General features: G+C 70.3%; 14 protein-coding genes and 1 tRNA gene. 13 read left to right on the top strand and 2 right to left on the bottom strand.

What is annotated here, in order from left to right:
- Nucleotides 1-64 precede the first annotated feature (64 nt).
- From acs to P5G46_RS04785, 8 genes are all read left to right on the top strand, one after another.
- Nucleotides 65-2,032 carry an acetate--CoA ligase gene (gene acs / locus P5G46_RS04750; RefSeq protein ID WP_408905091.1) on the top strand — a complete coding sequence of 656 codons (1,968 nt, stop codon included), beginning with the start codon at nucleotides 65-67 and terminating at the stop codon, nucleotides 2,030-2,032.
- 168 nt (nucleotides 2,033-2,200) lie between these two features.
- The gene (locus P5G46_RS04755) at nucleotides 2,201-2,863 is read left to right on the top strand and encodes a GntR family transcriptional regulator (protein WP_239275118.1); all 663 of its coding nucleotides are present in this window, start codon (nucleotides 2,201-2,203) and stop codon (nucleotides 2,861-2,863) included.
- Nucleotides 2,860-4,386, top strand: a complete 1,527-nt coding sequence (locus P5G46_RS04760; RefSeq protein WP_408905092.1) for an MmgE/PrpD family protein — start codon at nucleotides 2,860-2,862, stop codon at nucleotides 4,384-4,386. The genes P5G46_RS04755 and P5G46_RS04760 overlap by 4 nt, the downstream gene beginning before the upstream one ends.
- Before the next feature lie 139 nt (nucleotides 4,387-4,525).
- Complete coding sequence (gene prpB, locus P5G46_RS04765) at nucleotides 4,526-5,428, top strand: methylisocitrate lyase (protein WP_239275120.1); 903 nt, start codon at nucleotides 4,526-4,528, stop codon at nucleotides 5,426-5,428.
- A 2-nt stretch (nucleotides 5,429-5,430) separates the two neighbouring features.
- Nucleotides 5,431-6,600 (top strand): bifunctional 2-methylcitrate synthase/citrate synthase, encoded by a 1,170-nt coding sequence (locus P5G46_RS04770; RefSeq protein ID WP_239275122.1) that lies wholly within the window; start codon nucleotides 5,431-5,433, stop codon nucleotides 6,598-6,600.
- Nucleotides 6,601-6,691: 91 nt separating this feature from the next.
- Complete coding sequence (locus P5G46_RS04775) at nucleotides 6,692-7,468, top strand: electron transfer flavoprotein subunit beta/FixA family protein (RefSeq protein WP_239275124.1); 777 nt, start codon at nucleotides 6,692-6,694, stop codon at nucleotides 7,466-7,468.
- Between the two features lie 11 nt (nucleotides 7,469-7,479).
- Nucleotides 7,480-8,448, top strand: a complete 969-nt coding sequence (locus P5G46_RS04780; RefSeq protein ID WP_239275126.1) for an electron transfer flavoprotein subunit alpha/FixB family protein — start codon at nucleotides 7,480-7,482, stop codon at nucleotides 8,446-8,448.
- On the top strand, nucleotides 8,445-9,833 hold the full coding sequence (locus P5G46_RS04785; protein ID WP_408905093.1) for a cytochrome b/b6 domain-containing protein: 1,389 nt from the start codon (nucleotides 8,445-8,447) through the stop codon (nucleotides 9,831-9,833). The genes P5G46_RS04780 and P5G46_RS04785 overlap by 4 nt, the downstream gene beginning before the upstream one ends.
- A 21-nt stretch (nucleotides 9,834-9,854) precedes the next feature.
- Here P5G46_RS04785 and P5G46_RS04790 read toward each other — a convergent pair whose 3' ends face one another.
- Together P5G46_RS04790 and sp36 are read right to left on the bottom strand one after the other, a co-directional pair.
- Nucleotides 9,855-10,322, bottom strand: a complete 468-nt coding sequence (locus P5G46_RS04790) for a RidA family protein (RefSeq protein ID WP_239275130.1) — start codon at nucleotides 10,320-10,322, stop codon at nucleotides 9,855-9,857.
- Nucleotides 10,319-10,537: a Sp36 family protein gene (gene sp36, locus P5G46_RS04795; RefSeq protein WP_026095616.1), complete on the bottom strand. Its 219-nt coding sequence runs from the start codon at nucleotides 10,535-10,537 to the stop codon at nucleotides 10,319-10,321. The genes P5G46_RS04790 and sp36 overlap by 4 nt, the downstream gene beginning before the upstream one ends.
- 109 nt (nucleotides 10,538-10,646) lie before the next feature.
- On the opposite strand from sp36, the gene P5G46_RS04800 reads away from it, so the two are divergent.
- From P5G46_RS04800 to P5G46_RS04820, 5 genes are all read left to right on the top strand, one after another.
- The gene (locus P5G46_RS04800; protein ID WP_239275132.1) at nucleotides 10,647-13,343 is read left to right on the top strand and encodes a transglycosylase domain-containing protein; all 2,697 of its coding nucleotides are present in this window, start codon (nucleotides 10,647-10,649) and stop codon (nucleotides 13,341-13,343) included.
- Complete coding sequence (locus P5G46_RS04805; RefSeq protein ID WP_408905094.1) at nucleotides 13,340-14,263, top strand: metallophosphoesterase; 924 nt, start codon at nucleotides 13,340-13,342, stop codon at nucleotides 14,261-14,263. The genes P5G46_RS04800 and P5G46_RS04805 overlap by 4 nt, the downstream gene beginning before the upstream one ends.
- 114 nt (nucleotides 14,264-14,377) lie before the next feature.
- Entirely contained in the window at nucleotides 14,378-15,877 is a 1,500-nt protein-coding gene (locus P5G46_RS04810) for a hypothetical protein (RefSeq protein ID WP_408905095.1), read from the top strand.
- 129 nt (nucleotides 15,878-16,006) lie between these two features.
- Nucleotides 16,007-16,080 (top strand) — tRNA-Pro (locus P5G46_RS04815).
- A gap of 75 nt (nucleotides 16,081-16,155) precedes the next feature.
- Nucleotides 16,156-16,929, top strand: a complete 774-nt coding sequence (locus P5G46_RS04820) for an HAD-IIB family hydrolase (protein ID WP_239275138.1) — start codon at nucleotides 16,156-16,158, stop codon at nucleotides 16,927-16,929.
- The last annotated feature ends 24 nt before the right edge of the window (nucleotides 16,930-16,953 follow it).

Genomic DNA, 16,953 nt, shown 5'->3' on the forward strand with positions numbered 1-16,953 from the left:
GGCCGCGGGATAACGTGACCGTGGCGCGAGGACGCGCCGTGCCTCGACCGCGAAGGAGCGCCAGATGAGCAGCCAGATCGATCATCTCCTCAACGAGACCCGCCGTTTCGCCCCGTCGGCGGAATTCGCCGCGAACGCCGTCGCCGACGCGAGTCTGTACGAGCGCGCGGCCGCCGATCGCGAGGGGTTCTGGGCCGACCAGGCGCGGGAACTGCACTGGCACACGCCGTTCACGACCGTGCTCGACTGGTCGAACCCGCCGTTCGCCGAATGGTTCGCCGACGGCGAGCTCAACGTCGCCTACAACTGCCTCGATCGCCATGTCGAGGCCGGCAACGGCGACCGCATCGCACTGCGCTGGGAGGGTGAGCCCGGCGACCGCCGCAATGTCACGTACGCCGAACTCACCGACGAGGTCAAGCGCCTCTCGAATGTGCTCCTCGGCCTCGGCGTCGAGCGCGGCGACCGTGTCGCGATCTACCTGCCGATGATCCCCGAGGCCATCGCCTCGATGCTCGCCGTCGCCCGCATCGGCGCCGTCCACTCGGTCGTGTTCGGTGGCTTCTCGGCCGACAGCCTGCGCGCCCGCATCGACGACGCCGGCGCCAAGCTCGTCATCACAGCCGACGGCGGGTGGCGCAAGGGCAAGGTCTCGCCCCTCAAGCCCGCGGTCGATCAAGCCCTCGCCGACCGCAACGGGTCCGGCATCCAGGAGACCGTCGAGCACGTCCTCGTGATCAAGCGCGGCGAGAACGACGTCGAATGGACCGACGACCGCGACATCTGGTGGCACGACGTCGTGCCGCAAGCCTCGAGCGACCACGAGGCCGAAGCCTTCCCGGCCGAGAACCCGCTGTTCATCCTCTACACCTCCGGCACGACCGGGAAGCCGAAGGGCATCCTGCACACCTCGGGCGGCTACCTCACCCAGGCCGCGTTCACCAACCGCGTCGTCCACGACGTGCACCCCGAGACCGACGTGTACTGGTGCACCGCCGACATCGGCTGGATCACCGGGCACACGTACGTCGCGTACGGCCCGCTCGCCAACGGTGCGACGCAGCTGCTGTTCGAGGGCACGCCCGACACCCCGCACCCCGGCCGCTGGTGGGAGCTGATCCAGAACCACGGCGTGACGATCTTCTACACCGCGCCCACCGCCATCCGCTCGTTCATGAAGATCGGTCGCGATGTGCCGCAGGGCTTCGACCTGTCGTCGCTGCGTCTGCTCGGATCGGTCGGTGAGCCCATCAACCCCGAAGCGTGGGTCTGGTACCGCGACATCATCGGCGGCGACCGCGCCCCGATCGTCGACACGTGGTGGCAGACCGAGACCGGGGCGATCATGATCTCGGCCCTTCCCGGGGTCACCGAGACCAAGCCCGGCTCGGCGCAGGTGCCGCTCCCGGGCATCTCGGTCGACGTCGTCGACGACGCCGGCGAGCACGTCGGCCACGGCAACGGCGGTCTGCTCGTCATCACCGAACCGTGGCCGTCGATGCTGCGTGGCATCTGGGGCGACCCTGAGCGGTTCGTCGAGACGTACTGGCAGAAGTTCGCCGACAAGGGCTACTACTTCGCCGGCGACGGCGCGCGCCTCGATGACGACGGCGACGTGTGGCTGCTCGGCCGCGTCGACGACGTCATGAACGTCTCGGGACACCGCCTCTCGACCGCCGAGATCGAGTCGGCGCTCGTCGGGCACGAGGGAGTCGCCGAAGCGGCGGTCGTCGGCGCCTCCGACGAGACCACGGGTCAGGCCGTCGTCGCGTTCGTCATCGTCAAGAGCCGCTACATGAAGAAGAACGGCGTCGACGGACTCGGCGACGTACTGCGCCGGTGGGTCGGGGAGCAGATCGGCCCCATCGCCCGCCCGCGCGACGTCTACATCGTCGGCGAGCTCCCCAAGACCCGCTCCGGCAAGATCATGCGGCGCCTGCTCCGCGACGTCGCCGAAGGCCGCGAGGTCGGCGACACCACGACGCTGGCCGACACCGCGGTCATGAGCGTCATCAGCGCCCAAGTGAAGTGAGACCCGGACGCGCCGCGGATGCCCGAGCCTGGCATCCGCGGCGCGTTCTTCACGACGGATGCCGGCGCGGCGGTGTTGTATACGAAAGACGCAAGGGAGCGGCCCCCCCAGCGCTACCTTTCCGCCGTGTGTATACACTGAAAGGAACGGGCGGGGAGGAGGGATGCCATGCGCGCCAGCGACCGCGCGTACGCCGCGCTCCTCGAAGAGATCCAGACCGGCGCTCTCGCTCCCGGAACCGTCCTCGGCGAGGTCGAGCAGGCCGCCCGACTCGGTGTGAGCCGCACACCCTTGCGCGCGGCCCTCGCGCGCCTCACCGCGGACGGACTCGTCGCCCAGACCTCGCCCCGCGTCACCGTCGTCACCCACATCGACGGGGATGACATCCGCGCCCTCTTCGTCGTCCGACGCGCCCTGGAAGAGACCGCGGCACGTCTCGCCGCCGCGTCGAACCGTTCGGCGGAATTCGCCGCCCTCGTCCACGCATTCGACGACGCTCGCCTCGACGGCGAGGCCGCGCGCGACGCGTACTACCGCCTCATCGCGCGTTTCGATGCGGCGCTCGACGAGGCCGCGGCGAACGAATACCTGAGCTCCGCGCTCCGCACCGTCCGCACCCACCTCGTGCGCGTGCGTCGCCTCGCCCGCTACCAGCCCGAGCGGCTCGCCGCCTCGGTGTCGGAGCACCGCCTCATCGCCGCCGCGATCGCCGCCGGTGACGCCGATCTCGCCGCCGACGCCACCCACGTGCACCTGCACAACGCCCTGACGAGCATCCTCGAGTCTCTCGACGACGCCGCGCCCTCGCCCGAACGAAAGGCCTCCGCATGACGATCACCCACCACCTCCGTGTCCACCGCAGCGAGGAGAACCTCGCCCGCGAAGGACAGCTGGCGTGGGCCCTCGCGCGCATCGCCGTCGACCCGGTCGCGGTCGACGACGACGTGGTCGACATGATCATCAACCGCATCATCGACAACGCCGCCGTCGCCGCCGCCTCGCTCACCCGCCGGCCCGTCAGCGCCGCCCGGCAGCAGGCCCTCGACCACGCCGTCTCGATCGGGGGCGTCGGAGCGACCGTGTTCGGCTGCACCCTCGAACGCCGCTCGAGCCCCGAATGGGCGGCATGGGCCAACGGCGTCGCCGTGCGCGAACTCGACTACCACGACACGTTCCTCGCCGCCGACTACTCCCACCCCGGCGACAACATCCCGCCCGTGCTCGCCGTCGCGCAGCACACCGGCGGCGACGGCGCCGCCGTCGTGCGCGCGCTGGCAACCGCGTACGAGGTGCAGATCGACCTCGTCCGGGCGATCTCGCTGCACAAGCACAAGATCGATCACGTCGCCCACCTCGGACCCTCGGCCGCCGCCGGCATCGGCACGCTGCTCGACCTCGACCAGGAGACGATCTACCAGGCGATCGGTCAGGCCCTGCACACCACCACGGCCACACGGCAGTCGCGCAAGGGCGAGATCTCGACGTGGAAGGCGCACGCCCCCGCCTTCGCGGGCAAGATGGCGATCGAGGCCGTCGACCGCGCGATGCGCGGCGAGACCAGCCCCTCCCCCATCTACGAGGGTGAAGACGGCGTCATCGCCTGGATGCTGGGCGGACCGGATGCCACCTACGACGTGCCGCTGCCGGCCGAGGGCGAGTCCAAGCGCGCGATCCTCGACTCGTACACGAAGGAGCACTCGGCCGAGTACCAGGCGCAGGCGTGGATCGACCTCGCCCGGCGCCTCGGCACGGAGCGCCCCGACCTGCGCGACCCCGAGAACGTGGCATCCATCGTCCTGCACACCAGCCACCACACGCACTACGTGATCGGCTCGGGGTCGGGAGACCCGCAGAAGTACGACCCCACCGCGTCGCGCGAGACGCTCGACCACTCGATTCCGTACATCTTCGCCGTCGCCCTGCAGGACGCCGCGTGGCACCACGTCGACTCCTACTCGCCCGAGCGCGCCGGCCGCGAAGACACCGTCGCCCTGTGGCACAAGATCACCACGGCCGAGGATGCCGAGTGGACGCGCCGCTACCACTCCGAGGACCCGAACGAGAAGGCGTTCGGCGGGCGGGTCGTGATCACCCTCGCCGACGGCTCGGTGGTCGAGGACGAGATCGCCGTCGCCGACGCCCACCCGCTCGGGGCGCGGCCGTTCGCGCGCGAGGACTACGTCCGCAAGTTCCGCCTGCTCGCCGAGCCGGTGCTGCTGCCCGACGAGATCGAGCGCTTCCTCGACCTCGCGCAGCGCCTGCCCGAGCTGACCGCCGACGAGGTGCAGCAGCTGACGATCGTCGCGAAGCCCGGCGTCTTGGCCCTGGCTCCGGCCCCGAAGGGGCTGTTCTGATGACGCGCGCGGGGGCGATGCCCCGCACAACTCCGGCAATTCGGCCGGTCGGGGGCGCCTGGCCCGCGGGTTTCCGCGGTCGCACGCCCCGGTCGACACGGTTCTGCAGGAGTTGTGCACGCCCGATGGAGGAGAACTGATGCTGTACTCCCAGACCACTCCGGCGCAGAAGCGCCGCGCGCTGCGCGAGAGACTGGCATCCGGGGAGCTCGTGCGGATGCCGGGGGCCTTCAACCCACTGTCCGCCCGCCTCATCGAGCGCAAGGGCTTCGAGGGCGTCTACATCTCCGGCGCCGTGATCTCGGCCGACCTCGGGCTCCCCGACATCGGGCTGACGACGCTCAGCGAGGTCGCCGGCCGTGGCCAGCAGATCGCGCGCATGACGGAGCTGCCGGCGATCATCGACGCCGACACCGGCTTCGGCGAGCCGATGAACGTCGCCCGCACGATCCAGACGCTCGAAGACGCGGGGCTCGCGGGCACCCACATCGAGGACCAGGTCAACCCGAAGCGCTGCGGCCACCTCGACGGTAAGAGCGTGGTGGATGCCGACACCGCGATCAAGCGCATCCGCGCCGCCGTCGACGCCCGCCGCGACCCGGACTTCCTCATCATGGCCCGCACCGACGTGCGGGCGGTGGAGGGGCTTCCTGCCGCGATCGACCGCGCCAAAGCCCTGGTCGACGCCGGCGCCGACGCGGTGTTCCCCGAGGCGATGCGCGACCTCGGAGAGTTCGAGGCCATGCGCGCCGCCCTGGACGTGCCGATCCTGGCGAACATGACCGAGTTCGGCAAGAGCGAGCTGTTCTCCACGACCCAGCTGCGCGACGCCGGCGTGAACATGGTCATCTGGCCCGTGTCGCTCCTGCGCCTGGCGATGGGTGCCGCCGGCCGCGGCCTGGACGCGCTGGCATCCGAGGGGCACCTGCGCGACCAGCTCGACCAGATGCAGCACCGTGCCGACCTGTACGACCTCATCGACTACGAGCACTACTCGCGCTTCGACGCGAACGTGTTCGATTTCACCGTCACGAAGGAGTGAGCATGACCGACGTCGAGATCAAGAAGGGCCTGGCCGGGGTGACGGTGGACCACACCGCCATCAGCAAGGTCAACCCCGAGACCAACAGCCTGCTCTACCGCGGCTACCCGGTTCAGGAGCTCGCGGCGACGCAGTCGTTCGAGGCCGTTGCGCTGCTGCTGTGGAACGGCGAGCTGCCCACTCACGAGGAACTGCGCGCGTTCGAGGAGTACGAGCGCGCGAACCGCGATCTCGATGACGCCGTCCGCACCGTGATCGACCTGCTGCCGCTCGAGGCGCACCCGATGGATGTGCTGCGCACCGCGGTGTCGGTCCTCGGCGCGTCCGCCGCCGGGGTCGACGACAACTCCCCCGCGGCCGACCTCGCCAAGGCGAAGCTGCTGTTCGCCAAGATCCCCGCGATGGTGGCGTACGACCAGCGGCGTCGACGCGGCGAGGCCCTGATCGAGCCGCGCGCCGACCTGGACTACGCGCGCAACTTCCTCTGGATGACGTTCGGTGAAGACCCGGACGATGTCGTCGCCCGGGCGTTCACGGTGTCGATGGTGCTCTACGCCGAGCACTCCTTCAACGCCTCGACGTTCACCGCGCGCGTTATCACCTCGACCACCGCCGACCTGTACTCCGCGGTCGTCGGGGCCATCGGCGCCCTCAAGGGCGCGCTGCACGGCGGCGCGAACGAGGCCGTGATGCACATCCTCGACGAGATCGGATCCGCCGAGAACGTCGGCCCCTGGCTGGATGCCGCTCTCGCCGAGAAGCGCAAGATCATGGGATTCGGCCACCGCGTCTACAAGAAGGGCGACTCGCGCGTCCCGACGATGAAGGCCGCACTGGACACCCTCGTCGAGCACTACGGCGCCGGCGACCTCGCCGCGCTGTACGACGCGCTCGAGGCGGAGTTCGTCGGACGCAAGGGCATCTACCCGAACCTGGACTACCCGTCGGGCCCGGCGTACCACCTCATGGGGTTCGACACGCTCACCTTCACGCCGCTGTTCGTCGCCGCGCGCGTGACCGGGTGGACGGCCCACGTGAGGGAGCAGGCGGCATCCAACGCCCTCATCCGTCCGCTGTCCGCCTACAACGGGCCGGACGAACGGCACATCGAGGGCTACGTCGCCTCCGAGGCCGAACGGGAGGTCGCGGAACGCGACGCAGAAGCACAGTGACCTCGTCGCCCTGACCCGGGGCGCGAGATCGGCCCCGACCCGGGGCGACGGCGGATTCCGCGACGCGGCGGAATCGGACAAGGAGAGATCGATGAAGATCGTGGTCCTGGTGAAAGACGTGCCCGACACGTGGGGCGAGCGCACGCTCGACCTCGAAACGGGCCTGGCGCGACGCGACGCGAGCGATCACGTCGTCGACGAGATCAACGAGCGCGCCCTCGAGGTCGCCCTCGCCTACGCCGACACGCATCCGGATGCCGAGGTCGTCGCCGTGACGATGGCACCGGAAGCGGCGGCGGCCACGGTGCGCAAAGCGCTCGCGATGGGGGCGCACGCGGCGGTGCACATCGTCGACGATGCCCTGCGCGGCGCGGACCTGTCGTTGACGGCGGAGGTGCTCGCGGCCGCGGTCACGCGCGTCGGCTTCGACCTCGTCATCGCGGGGAACCTCTCCACCGACGGATCCGGCGGGGTGCTGCCCGCGATGCTCGCCGAGCACCTGCGCGTGCCGCACGCGACTTCGCTGTCGACGGTCGAACTCGGTGACGCCGAGGTGTCCGGCACGCGGGTGACCGAGGCCGTCACGGCACGGGTGTCGGCGCCGCTTCCCGCGGTCATCTCCGTGACGGAGGCGCTGCCCGACGGACGCTTCCCCACGTTCAAAGGCATCCTGGCCGCCAAGAAGAAGCCGTACGAGACGCTGACGCTCGCCGATCTGGATCTCGACGCCGACCCGGCGCGAGCACCCTGGTCGATCATGACGACGATCTCGCCGCGACCCGCCCGCACGGCGGGAACCGTGATCGTCGACGAGGGCGACGCGGGCGAGCGGCTCGCGGCGTTCCTGCTCGAGAACCGGCTGGCGTGAGGGGGACGACTGTGACCGACACGATCCTGGTCCTGCTGGAGACCACCCCCGCGCGCACCCTGACACGCTCCGCGGCGGGTCTGCTCGCCGCCGCGCGGGAGCTCGGCACGGCGGTCGCGCTCGTCGTCGGCGACGGCGAGGTCGCCACGCTCGCCGACGAGGCCATGGGCGCGGGCGCCGAGCGCGTGCTCGTCGCGCGCGGCGACGCCACGGCGCTGACCGTCCCCGTCGTCGACGCCCTCGACGCGGCGTTCGACCGCGTCTCTCCCGCGGCCGTGCTCGTCCCGAACTCCGTCGATGGTCGCGATGCCGCGGCACGTTTCGCGGCACGACGTCACCTTCCGCTGGCGGTGGATGCCGTCGGCGTGGAGCGCGACGACCAGGGCGTCCTGGCGCGGCACTCGGTGTACGGCGGGGGGTATGACGTGACCTCGGCCTCGACGTTCGGGCCGCTCGTCGTGACCGTCCGTCTCGGAGCGATCGACGCGCGCGCCGATCGGGTCGCCGACGTCCCGGTCGAGACGCTCGACGTCGCGGCCTCGGACGCGCCCGCCGCGATCATCGAGCGCGTCGAACCCGTCGTCGCGACGTCGGCCCGCCCCGAGCTGCGCGGGGCCTCCGCCGTCGTATCGGGCGGCCGCGGCCTGGGCTCGGCCGAGGGGTTCGCCCTCGTCGAGCAGCTCGCCGACGCGCTCGGTGCCGCCGTCGGCGCGTCCCGGGCGGCGGTGGATGCCGGCTACGTCGCGGCGGCGGCCCAGGTCGGGCAGACGGGGGTGTCGGTATCCCCCCGGCTGTACGTCGCGCTCGGCATCAGCGGTGCGATCCAGCACCGCGCGGGGATGCAGACCGCGCAGACGATCGTGGCCGTCAACAAGGATCCCGAGGCGCCGATCTTCGCCATCGCCGACCTCGGCATCGTCGGTGACGTCTTCACCGTGGTGCCGCAGGCGATCGCCGCGCTCGAGGCGAAGCGGTCATGAACGCCACCGTGCGGCGCCGCGGGCTCCCCCGTGTTCCCGGCGGCGAGCCGTGGCCGCCGGGAACCGGCGCGGCCACGGCGGCGACCACCGCTCCGGTCGATGCCGTGGGGTCCTCCGACGCGCCCGCCGCCCCGGCCGCGGCACCGATGCCCTCTGCGACGAGCACGCGCACGACCGACGCCGTCCTTCCCGCCGCCACCGAGGGACTCCCGCTGCGCCGCGGACTCCCCCGCACCCCGGGGGGCGATCCGTGGCCCCCGGCGGCGGCGCGACGGCCGGTCGAGGATGCCGTTGCATCCTCCGTCCACGTCGGCGACGAAACGACCGGCGCGACGGCTCTCGCCGATCCCGCGGCATCCGAGGTTCCGGCCGTTGCGACCGCGGCCGCCGACCGACCTCCGCTCCGCATGCCGCGCACCGTCGTCCCCACGGCGTCGTCGGAGCAGTGGAGCGACCTGCGCGCCGAACGGCTCGGACGCGAGCGAACCCCGGCGCCCGCGCCCTCGCGACGCGTCGCTCAGGCTCTCGCGGGCGGTGCGGCCCTCGCCGTCGCGGCCGTGATGGTGGTGCTCTTCACCCGGTGGATCGTCAGCACCCCCGCCGTCGCCGCCTTCCTCATCGCCTACCCGGGCGACTACCCGCTGCCCGAGACCGCCCCCGTGGGGCTTCCGGCGTGGCTCGGCTGGCAGCACTTTTTGAACGCGTTCTTCCTCGTGCTCATCGTGCGGTCGGGTCTGCAGGTGCGGCACGAGAAGCGCCCGTCGGCCTTCTGGTCACCCCGTCGCAACGCCAAGCGCAAGATCAGCCTGACGCTGTGGTTCCATCAGGCCCTCGACGTGCTGTGGATCGCCAACGGCATCCCGTTCGTCGTCCTCCTGTTCGCCACCGGGCAGTGGATGCGGATCGTGCCGACATCGTGGGAGGTCTTCCCGAACGCCGTCAGCGCCGTCCTGCAGTACGCGTCGCTCCAGTGGCCGACCGAGAACGGGTGGGTGGCGTACAACGCGCTGCAGCAGATGGCGTACTTCACCATCGTGTTCGTCGCGGCCCCGCTCGCGATCGTGTCGGGGGTGCGGATGTCGGGTGTGTGGCCGAGGGACGCCGAGCGCCTCAACCGCGCCTACCCGATCGCGTGGGCCCGCGCGGTGCACTACCCGGTGATGCTGTTCTTCGTCGCCTTCACCGTCGTGCACGTCGGGCTCGTGCTCGCCACGGGGGCGCGCAGGAACCTCAACCACATGTACGCCGCGCAGGACGGCGACGGATGGCTCGGGGTCATCGTGTTCGCGGCATCCCTCGCGGTGATCGCCGCGGCGTGGATCGCCGCTCGGCCCTCCGTGCTCGCCTCCGTCGCGCGCGTCTTCGGCAGCGTCGCGTCGCGGTGACGCGCAGCGACGGACGCGAGCTCAGGAGACGGTGAAGACGACCTCGACCTCGACGGGGCTGTCGAGCGGCAGCACCGGCACGCCGACGGCGGAACGCGCGTGGGCACCCGCTTCGCCGAACACCTCGCCGAGGAACTCGCTCGCGCCGTTGATCACGCCGGGCTGGCCGGTGAACTCGGGCACGGATGCCACGAACCCGGTGATCTTCAGCACGCCGGTGACGTTGTCGACGCCGCCCACGAGCGACGCGGCGGCCGCGAGGGCATTGAGCGCGCACTGACGCGCGAGGGTCTTGGCATCCGCCGGGGACACCAGCGCGTCGGCCTCGCCGACCTTGCCGGTGGCGGGGAGCGCGCCCTGCACCATCGGGAGCTGACCGGAGGTGTAGACGAGGTCGCCGTGCCGCTTCGCGGGGATGTAGGCCGCCACGGGCGGGACGACACCGGGGAGCTCGACGCCGAGCGCGGCGAGGCGCTCCGAGACGCTCACTGCTGACCCTCGAACTGGCGAGCGGCGGTCGCGGCGGCGCCCAGGCCGGCGTTGGCCTCGCCCCCGCCGACGGGGCGCTTGAAGTACGCCACGAGTCCCCCCTCGGGGCCGGTCACGACCTGGACGAGCTCCCACCCCTGCTTGCCCCAGTTGTTGAGGATCGCGGCGGTGTTGTGGATCAGCAGCGGCGTGGTGAGGTACTCCCACGTGGTCATACGGACTCCCGGCGGGTCGGCTCGATCAGCGAGCGAGAGGATGGGCGCGTACGCGCGCGAGGGCACGCCTTCGAGGCATCGCCCAGCAACGTCGCTTAGCATCAAGCCTATGCCTGAGAACAAACGTACGGCCAGTGGTGCCCTCGGCGGCATCGTCGGCCTCGTCGGCCTGAGCGCGGCCGCCGGCGTCCTCGTGACCGCGGCAGTGACCCCGGCGATCGCCGTTTCGGGCCTCGCGGCGTCGAGCGCGATCACGATCTTCGACAACATGCCGAGCTACCTGCAGCCCGACCAGCTGATGCTGCCGACGACGTTCATGGCCGGCGACGAGGTCCTCGCGAAGTTCTACGACCAGAACCGTTCGCCGGTGACGTTCGACCAGATCAACCCCGTCATGTACGACGCGATCCTCTCGTCGGAAGACCCGCGCTACTACCAGCACGGCGGTGTCGACCTCATCGGAACCACGCGCGCCCTCCTCAGCAACGCCGCGGGCGGCGAGACGCAGGGTGGGTCGTCGATCAGCCAGCAGTACGTCAAGAACGTGCTCGTCCAGCGTTGCGAGCGCGACGCGCGCGCGGTCGAGGCCACCGACGACACCCCGGCGATGACGCGCGACGAGGCGCTGCAGGCGTGCGCTCTCGAGGCGATCCAGGCCGAGGGCGTGGAGGGGTATCAGCGCAAGCTGCAGGAGATGCGCTACGCCGTGCAGCTCGAGAAGCAGTACACCAAGGACCAGATCCTTCTGGGATACCTGAACATCGCCAACTTCGGCGGTGTGACGTACGGCATCGACGCCGCCGCCAAGTACTACTTCAACGTCCCCGCGTCGGAGCTGAACATCGGGCAGTCGGCCGTCCTCGCCGGCATGGTGCAGAACCCCAACCGCTTCCGCATCGACCGCGCCGAAGGTTCGATCTTCGACAACGACGGCACGGCCTACAACAAGCAGCCGGACGGCTCGATCGACGACGTCGACCCGGGCACGATCCAGGCTCTGTACACCCTTCTCGACAACGGCGAGATCACCCAGGAGCAGCTCGTCGCCGCCGCCGACGGCTACAGCGAGACCAAGGGCCGCCAGCTCTACGTGCTCAGCCGCATGGAGGCTGACGGCAAGATCACGCACGAACAGTACGTGCAGTACGCGACCGAGCCGATCTCGCCGCAGATCACCCCGACCGATCAGGGCTGCGGCAGCTCGCGCGCTCCGTACTTCTGCCAGTACGTCGTCTCGACGATCCTGAACGACCCCGCCTTCGGCGCCGAGGTCGACGACCGCGTGCGCGCCCTCCGCCAGGACGGGCTCACGATCCAGACGACGCTCGACTGGCGCATGCAGGATGCCGCGCAGAACTCGATCAACGAGAACACGCCGCAGAGCCTCGACGGCATGAAGTTCGGCGCCACGGCCGTGAGCCTGGAGGCCAAGACCGGGCGCCTACTCGCCATCGCGCAGAACACGAAGTTCACGCAGGACCCCGACCTCGCCCAGTCCGACCCGTCGTACAACTCGATCATCTTCGCGGGAGACTCCACCAACGGCGGCTCGATCGGCTTCAACGCCGGATCGACCTTCAAGCTGTTCACCCTGGTCGACTGGCTGGAGCAGGGCAAATCGCTCAACGAGCAGCTGAACGGTCGCCTGCAGCCGGTGCCCAACATGGAGAACTCCTGCCAGGGCCGGTGGGTCAACCAGGGCAACGTGCGCATCAACAACTTCGCGAACAACTCGGGCTACGTCGGAACCCCGATGATGTTCACGCGCGACTCCCTCAACACCGGCTACCTCGCCATGGCCGCTCAGCTCGACCTGTGCGACATCGCGAAGACGGTGAAGAAGCTGGGCGTCACCACGGGCGACGGCAATGAGATCCTCATGGCCAACGCCAACGAGGTGATCGGAAGCGACAACGTGTCGCCGATCGCCATGGCCGGTGCGTACGCCACAGTGGCCAACGGCGGCAACCACTGCCAGCCGAAAGTCATCGACAAGGTGACGGATGCCGATGGCGCCGAGCGGCCCATTCCGGAGCGGAAGTGCGAGCCGGTGCTGACCCCCGAGGTCGCGGCGACGACAGCGTACGCCCTGCAGGGCGTCATGGCCGGTGGCGGCACGGGTTCGTCGGCCAACCCGCGCGACGGCGTCCCCGTGATCGGAAAGACCGGTACACACGAAGGCTTCCAGACCTGGATGATCGAGTCGTCCACGAACGCCACCACCGCGGTGTGGGTCGGTAACTGGACGGGCGACGTCGACCTGTTCAACCGGTACTCCAACGGGCTGCGGCTCAGCGACATGCGTTACACGCTCGCTCGCGACGTTCAGAGCGCCGCCAACGAGTTCTACGGTGGCGACCGGTTCCCCGACCCGGCGCAGAACCTCTTGCGCACCATCCAGCGCGACGTGCCGAACGTCGTCGGACGCGGCATCGACGAAGCGCGGAGCACGCTCGAACGCGCGGGCTTCCGCGTGAACGTCGGCGACCCGGTGGACGCCGAGTTCGGGGGCGACCGCGTGGCGGAGCAGAGCCCGAGCGGGTCGGCGGCCGCCGGTTCCGTGATCACGATCCGCCCCGGCAACGGCCAGGGCGGGACGGTGCCGGACGTCAGCGGTCAGAACGTCAACGCCGCACGAGCGGCGCTGCAGTCCGCGGGCTTCGGCAATGTCTCGATCGGTGACTGCGAAGAGAACGGATCTGCCCCCGACGAGGGTCAGGTGAGGTCGACCGATCCGGCCGCGAACTCGTCCGCCAACAAGAACACCGGCATCCGACTCGACATCGTGGCGAAGGATTGCCCGTGACGGGTCCGCTCGTGAAGGCCGCCCTCGCACCCCTCGGGGTTGCGGGGGCGGCCGCTGTCGGCGCTGCTGTATGGGGTATGGGCGTCGAGCGCTACCTCTTCACCGTGCGTTATCACGCGCTTCGCGTACTCCCGCCGGGCGTGGACGCGATGCGTGTCCTCCATGTCTCTGACGCTCACATGGCGCCCTGGCAGCACCGGAAGCAGGAGTGGATGGCGCGGCTCGCCGAGCTGTCGCCCGATCTCGTCGTCAACACGGGCGACAACCTGGGCCACCGCGACGGGCTGACCGGCATCCGGACGGCCTTCGCGCCGCTGCGCGGCGTACCGGGTCTCGTCGTTCACGGCTCGAACGATTTTCAGGAGCCGTCGCCGCGCAATCCGCTGCGCTACTTCCTCGGACCGTCCGAGAACGTTCCCGAGCACAAACACCTCGATGTCGACGCCCTCGATCGCTTCTTCACCGACGATCTCGGCTGGCACATCCTCGACGACACCGCGGTGTCCGTCGACGTGAAGGGTGTGCGTGTGACCGCGTTCGGGGTGAACGACGCGCATCGCAACTGGGACAAGCCCGAGCTCATTCCCCCGGTGCTGTCGACCCTGGATGCCGCCGACCTCACGCTCGGCGTGATGCACGCGCCCTATCGGCGAACGCTGGATCGCTTCGTCGATCTCGGCGCCGATATCCTCCTGGCCGGTCACACGCACGGCGGTCAGGTCCGCGTGCCGTTCAGCCGCGAAGCGCTCGTTTCCAACTGCGATCTGCCGCTTGATCAGGCCCGCGGGTTGAGCGAGTGGTCGCACAGCGGACGAACGGTTCCGCTGAACGTCAGCGCCGGTCTCGGCCACTCGATCTACGCGCCCGTGCGCTTCGCGTGCCGTCCCGAGGCGACACTGCTGACGCTGCTGACGCGCTGACCGCTCCTCCCCCTCTGACGAAAGGGTCGATCCGTTCACGGATCGGCCCTTTCGCTCGTTCCGTGCCCACGCCGACATCGCATGATCGAGTCTCCTCGACCGAAGGGACACTCGATGCACCGACCACCTCCCCGCCGCCGCCGACTCCCCTCGGCGATCGCACTCCTCCTCAGCGCCGCCGTCCTGACCTCTCCGGCTCTCGTGGCGGCTCCCGCGCACGCCGCAGACCGGGGCACCGGATTCGGCACGTGGGCTCCACTGTCTTCCACCGGGTGGCACGGCTCCATGCGCGTCGGCGACGTGCACACGTACTGCATCCACCCAGGCCTTCCCTTGGCCACCGGCCCCACGACCGACCAGGGTGTCCGCACGTATGCCGACGGAATGAGCCCCCAGCAGTTGGTCTCGATCAACCACCTCGTCACGACCTACGGCCAGACCGACGACCCGGTTCAAGCGGCGAGCGTCGGATGGGCGGTCAAGGCGATCGCCGACCGCGACACGACGTTGCACTCGTGGGGATACCAGGGGGATTCGTTCCGCGAGGCGATCGACTACATCATGCGGCGAGCGAGCCCTGAGAACAGCCTCGCCATTCAAGAGCGCGCGGAGCAGTATCTGGCGGAGGCCGCGGCCGTCCGAGTTCCTCGCGTCGGCGGGACGCTGACGCTGACGGTGCACCCCGACGATCCCACCCAGGGGACCGTCGTCGCCGACGTCGACCCCGACGCACGGGGCGCCCTTCGCCTCGAAGGTGCGGTGTTCGGCGACACCGGGTTGTCCGAACGCAGCGATGTCGTCGCCGGGGTGGCGTATCCGATCCTCGCGCCACCGCCCGTCGACACCGACGGGCGGCCATACACCGTGCGGGTCCGCGGCACCTTCTCCGTGCGGTCGGCAGCCGTGCGCCTGTTCACGACACCGGGCCAGCAGGAGTCCGCCGGCCCCGCTGAGCCGCAGCGGTTCACTCTGGCGGCCGAAGACGCCACGGCGCGACCGGTGCGATTCTCGCCCCGGATCCAGACGTTCGCCCGCATCCAGGAGGGGCGCTTCATCGACGACGTGGAGTTCACCTCGGGCGAGGGGGTATGGCCCCGTCACGCGGATGGCAGCTTCGTCCGGCTCCGGGCCCGCGCGGACGTCTACCGTACGGGGGCATTTCCGGCCGAGTCTGCCGAGATCCCGGCCGGGCTCACACCCGTCGCCCAGCTCGAGCTGACCACCTCCCCCGACATCGGGCCGGGTACCTACACGGCATCGACGGGGCCGCTGCCGGGACCCGGCGTCTACAGCGCGGTCTGGCGTATCGAACGCGCCGATCAGGAGGTTGCCACCCTTGCTCACTTGCCAACCCGCTACGTGTGGGTGGAGCGGTTCGCCACGCCCAGCCAGACCGAGCAGCTCGCCCCTCCCGCCCCCGCGCCGACGCCGACGCCCGTCTCGACTCCCGCACCGGTAGCGCCGCCGGCCGCAGCCCCTCCGACCGCGGCTCTCGCAGCGACCGGCCTGACGGCCGGCGACGTCGGCACGGCCGGGGGCCTGGCGGCGTCGGCGATCGCGGCGGGGCTCATTGCGCTCGTCATCGCTCGCCGCCGCGTGGCCGGGCGCGTCTGACCAAGCGCAGCGCACGTGACGCTGCCGACCGGGCGGGCCGTCGGGATTGCAACGTTTCGCGCGACGCGCCCGCCCGACGGCACGGTTCGGACCACGGTCGCGGACGGGGTAGACTTGCAGGGTTGGCCACGGGGTGTGGCGCAGCTTGGTAGCGCGCGTCGTTCGGGACGACGAGGCCGCAGGTTCAAATCCTGTCACCCCGACCGCAGAGAGGCTCCACCTTCGGGTGGGGCCTCTCGTGTACCGAGATACCGACTTCACCCGCCCTCAGGAGCACCGTGTCCGATACCTCGCCCCGCCTCGTCGCCTTCGACCTCGACGACACCCTCGCTCCATCGAAGACCGCGATCGACCCGCGCATGGGCGACCTGCTGCTCGCTCTGGCCGAGCGTGTCGAGGTCGCGATCATCTCGGGTGGCCAGCTCCAGCAGTTCAAGACGCAGGTGGTCGAGCGCCTGCCTCAGGCGGACGCCGCACTCGTGTCACACCTCCACCTGATGCCGACGTGTGGAACGCAGTACTACCGCCTCAGCGAAGACGGCATCACGACCGTCTACGCTCACTCGCTGACCGACGACGAGAAGTCGCGCGCCCTCACCGCCGTTCGCGAGGAGGCGGAGCGTCTCGGGCTGTGGGAGGCCGAGCCGTGGGGCGAGATCCTCGAGGATCGCGGTTCTCAGATCACCTTCTCCGCGCTCGGCCAGAGCGCTCCCCTCGAGGCCAAGATGGCCTGGGATCCCACGGGCGAGAAGAAGAACACGCTGCGCGAGGCGGTCGCCGCCCGTATTCCCGACCTCGAGGTGCGCTCGGGCGGATCCACCTCGGTCGACATCACCCACCGCGGCATCGACAAGGCGTACGGCATGCGTCAGCTCGCCGACGCCACCGGCATCTCGCTCGACGACATGCTGTTCATCGGCGACCGGCTCGACCCCGACGGCAACGACTACCCCGTGCTGGCCATGGGTGTCGAGTGTCACGCCGTCCATGGGTGGGAAGACACCGCGGACTACCTCGAGGCCCTCATCCCCACGCTGCCCGCGCGCGACTGACCCGCCGCACGCGACCGACACGAT

The organism is Microbacterium mcarthurae (assembly GCF_046064585.1).
In the GTDB taxonomy this organism is placed as follows: Bacteria; Actinomycetota; Actinomycetes; order Actinomycetales; family Microbacteriaceae; genus Microbacterium; species Microbacterium mcarthurae.

What these genes read in the sequence shown, in the direction of transcription:
- sp36 (WP_026095616.1), bottom strand. Translation starts at nt 10,537, where the DNA reads ATGACCACGTGGGAGTACCTCACCACGCCGCTGCTGATCCACAACACC.
- prpB (WP_239275120.1), top strand. Translation starts at nt 4,526, where the DNA reads ATGCTGTACTCCCAGACCACTCCGGCGCAGAAGCGCCGCGCGCTGCGC.
- P5G46_RS04800 (WP_239275132.1), top strand. Translation starts at nt 10,647, where the DNA reads ATGCCTGAGAACAAACGTACGGCCAGTGGTGCCCTCGGCGGCATCGTC.
- P5G46_RS04785 (WP_408905093.1), top strand. Translation starts at nt 8,445, where the DNA reads ATGAACGCCACCGTGCGGCGCCGCGGGCTCCCCCGTGTTCCCGGCGGC.
- P5G46_RS04775 (WP_239275124.1), top strand. Translation starts at nt 6,692, where the DNA reads ATGAAGATCGTGGTCCTGGTGAAAGACGTGCCCGACACGTGGGGCGAG.
- acs (WP_408905091.1), top strand. Translation starts at nt 65, where the DNA reads ATGAGCAGCCAGATCGATCATCTCCTCAACGAGACCCGCCGTTTCGCC.
- P5G46_RS04810 (WP_408905095.1), top strand. Translation starts at nt 14,378, where the DNA reads ATGCACCGACCACCTCCCCGCCGCCGCCGACTCCCCTCGGCGATCGCA.
- P5G46_RS04770 (WP_239275122.1), top strand. Translation starts at nt 5,431, where the DNA reads ATGACCGACGTCGAGATCAAGAAGGGCCTGGCCGGGGTGACGGTGGAC.
- P5G46_RS04755 (WP_239275118.1), top strand. Translation starts at nt 2,201, where the DNA reads ATGCGCGCCAGCGACCGCGCGTACGCCGCGCTCCTCGAAGAGATCCAG.
- P5G46_RS04760 (WP_408905092.1), top strand. Translation starts at nt 2,860, where the DNA reads ATGACGATCACCCACCACCTCCGTGTCCACCGCAGCGAGGAGAACCTC.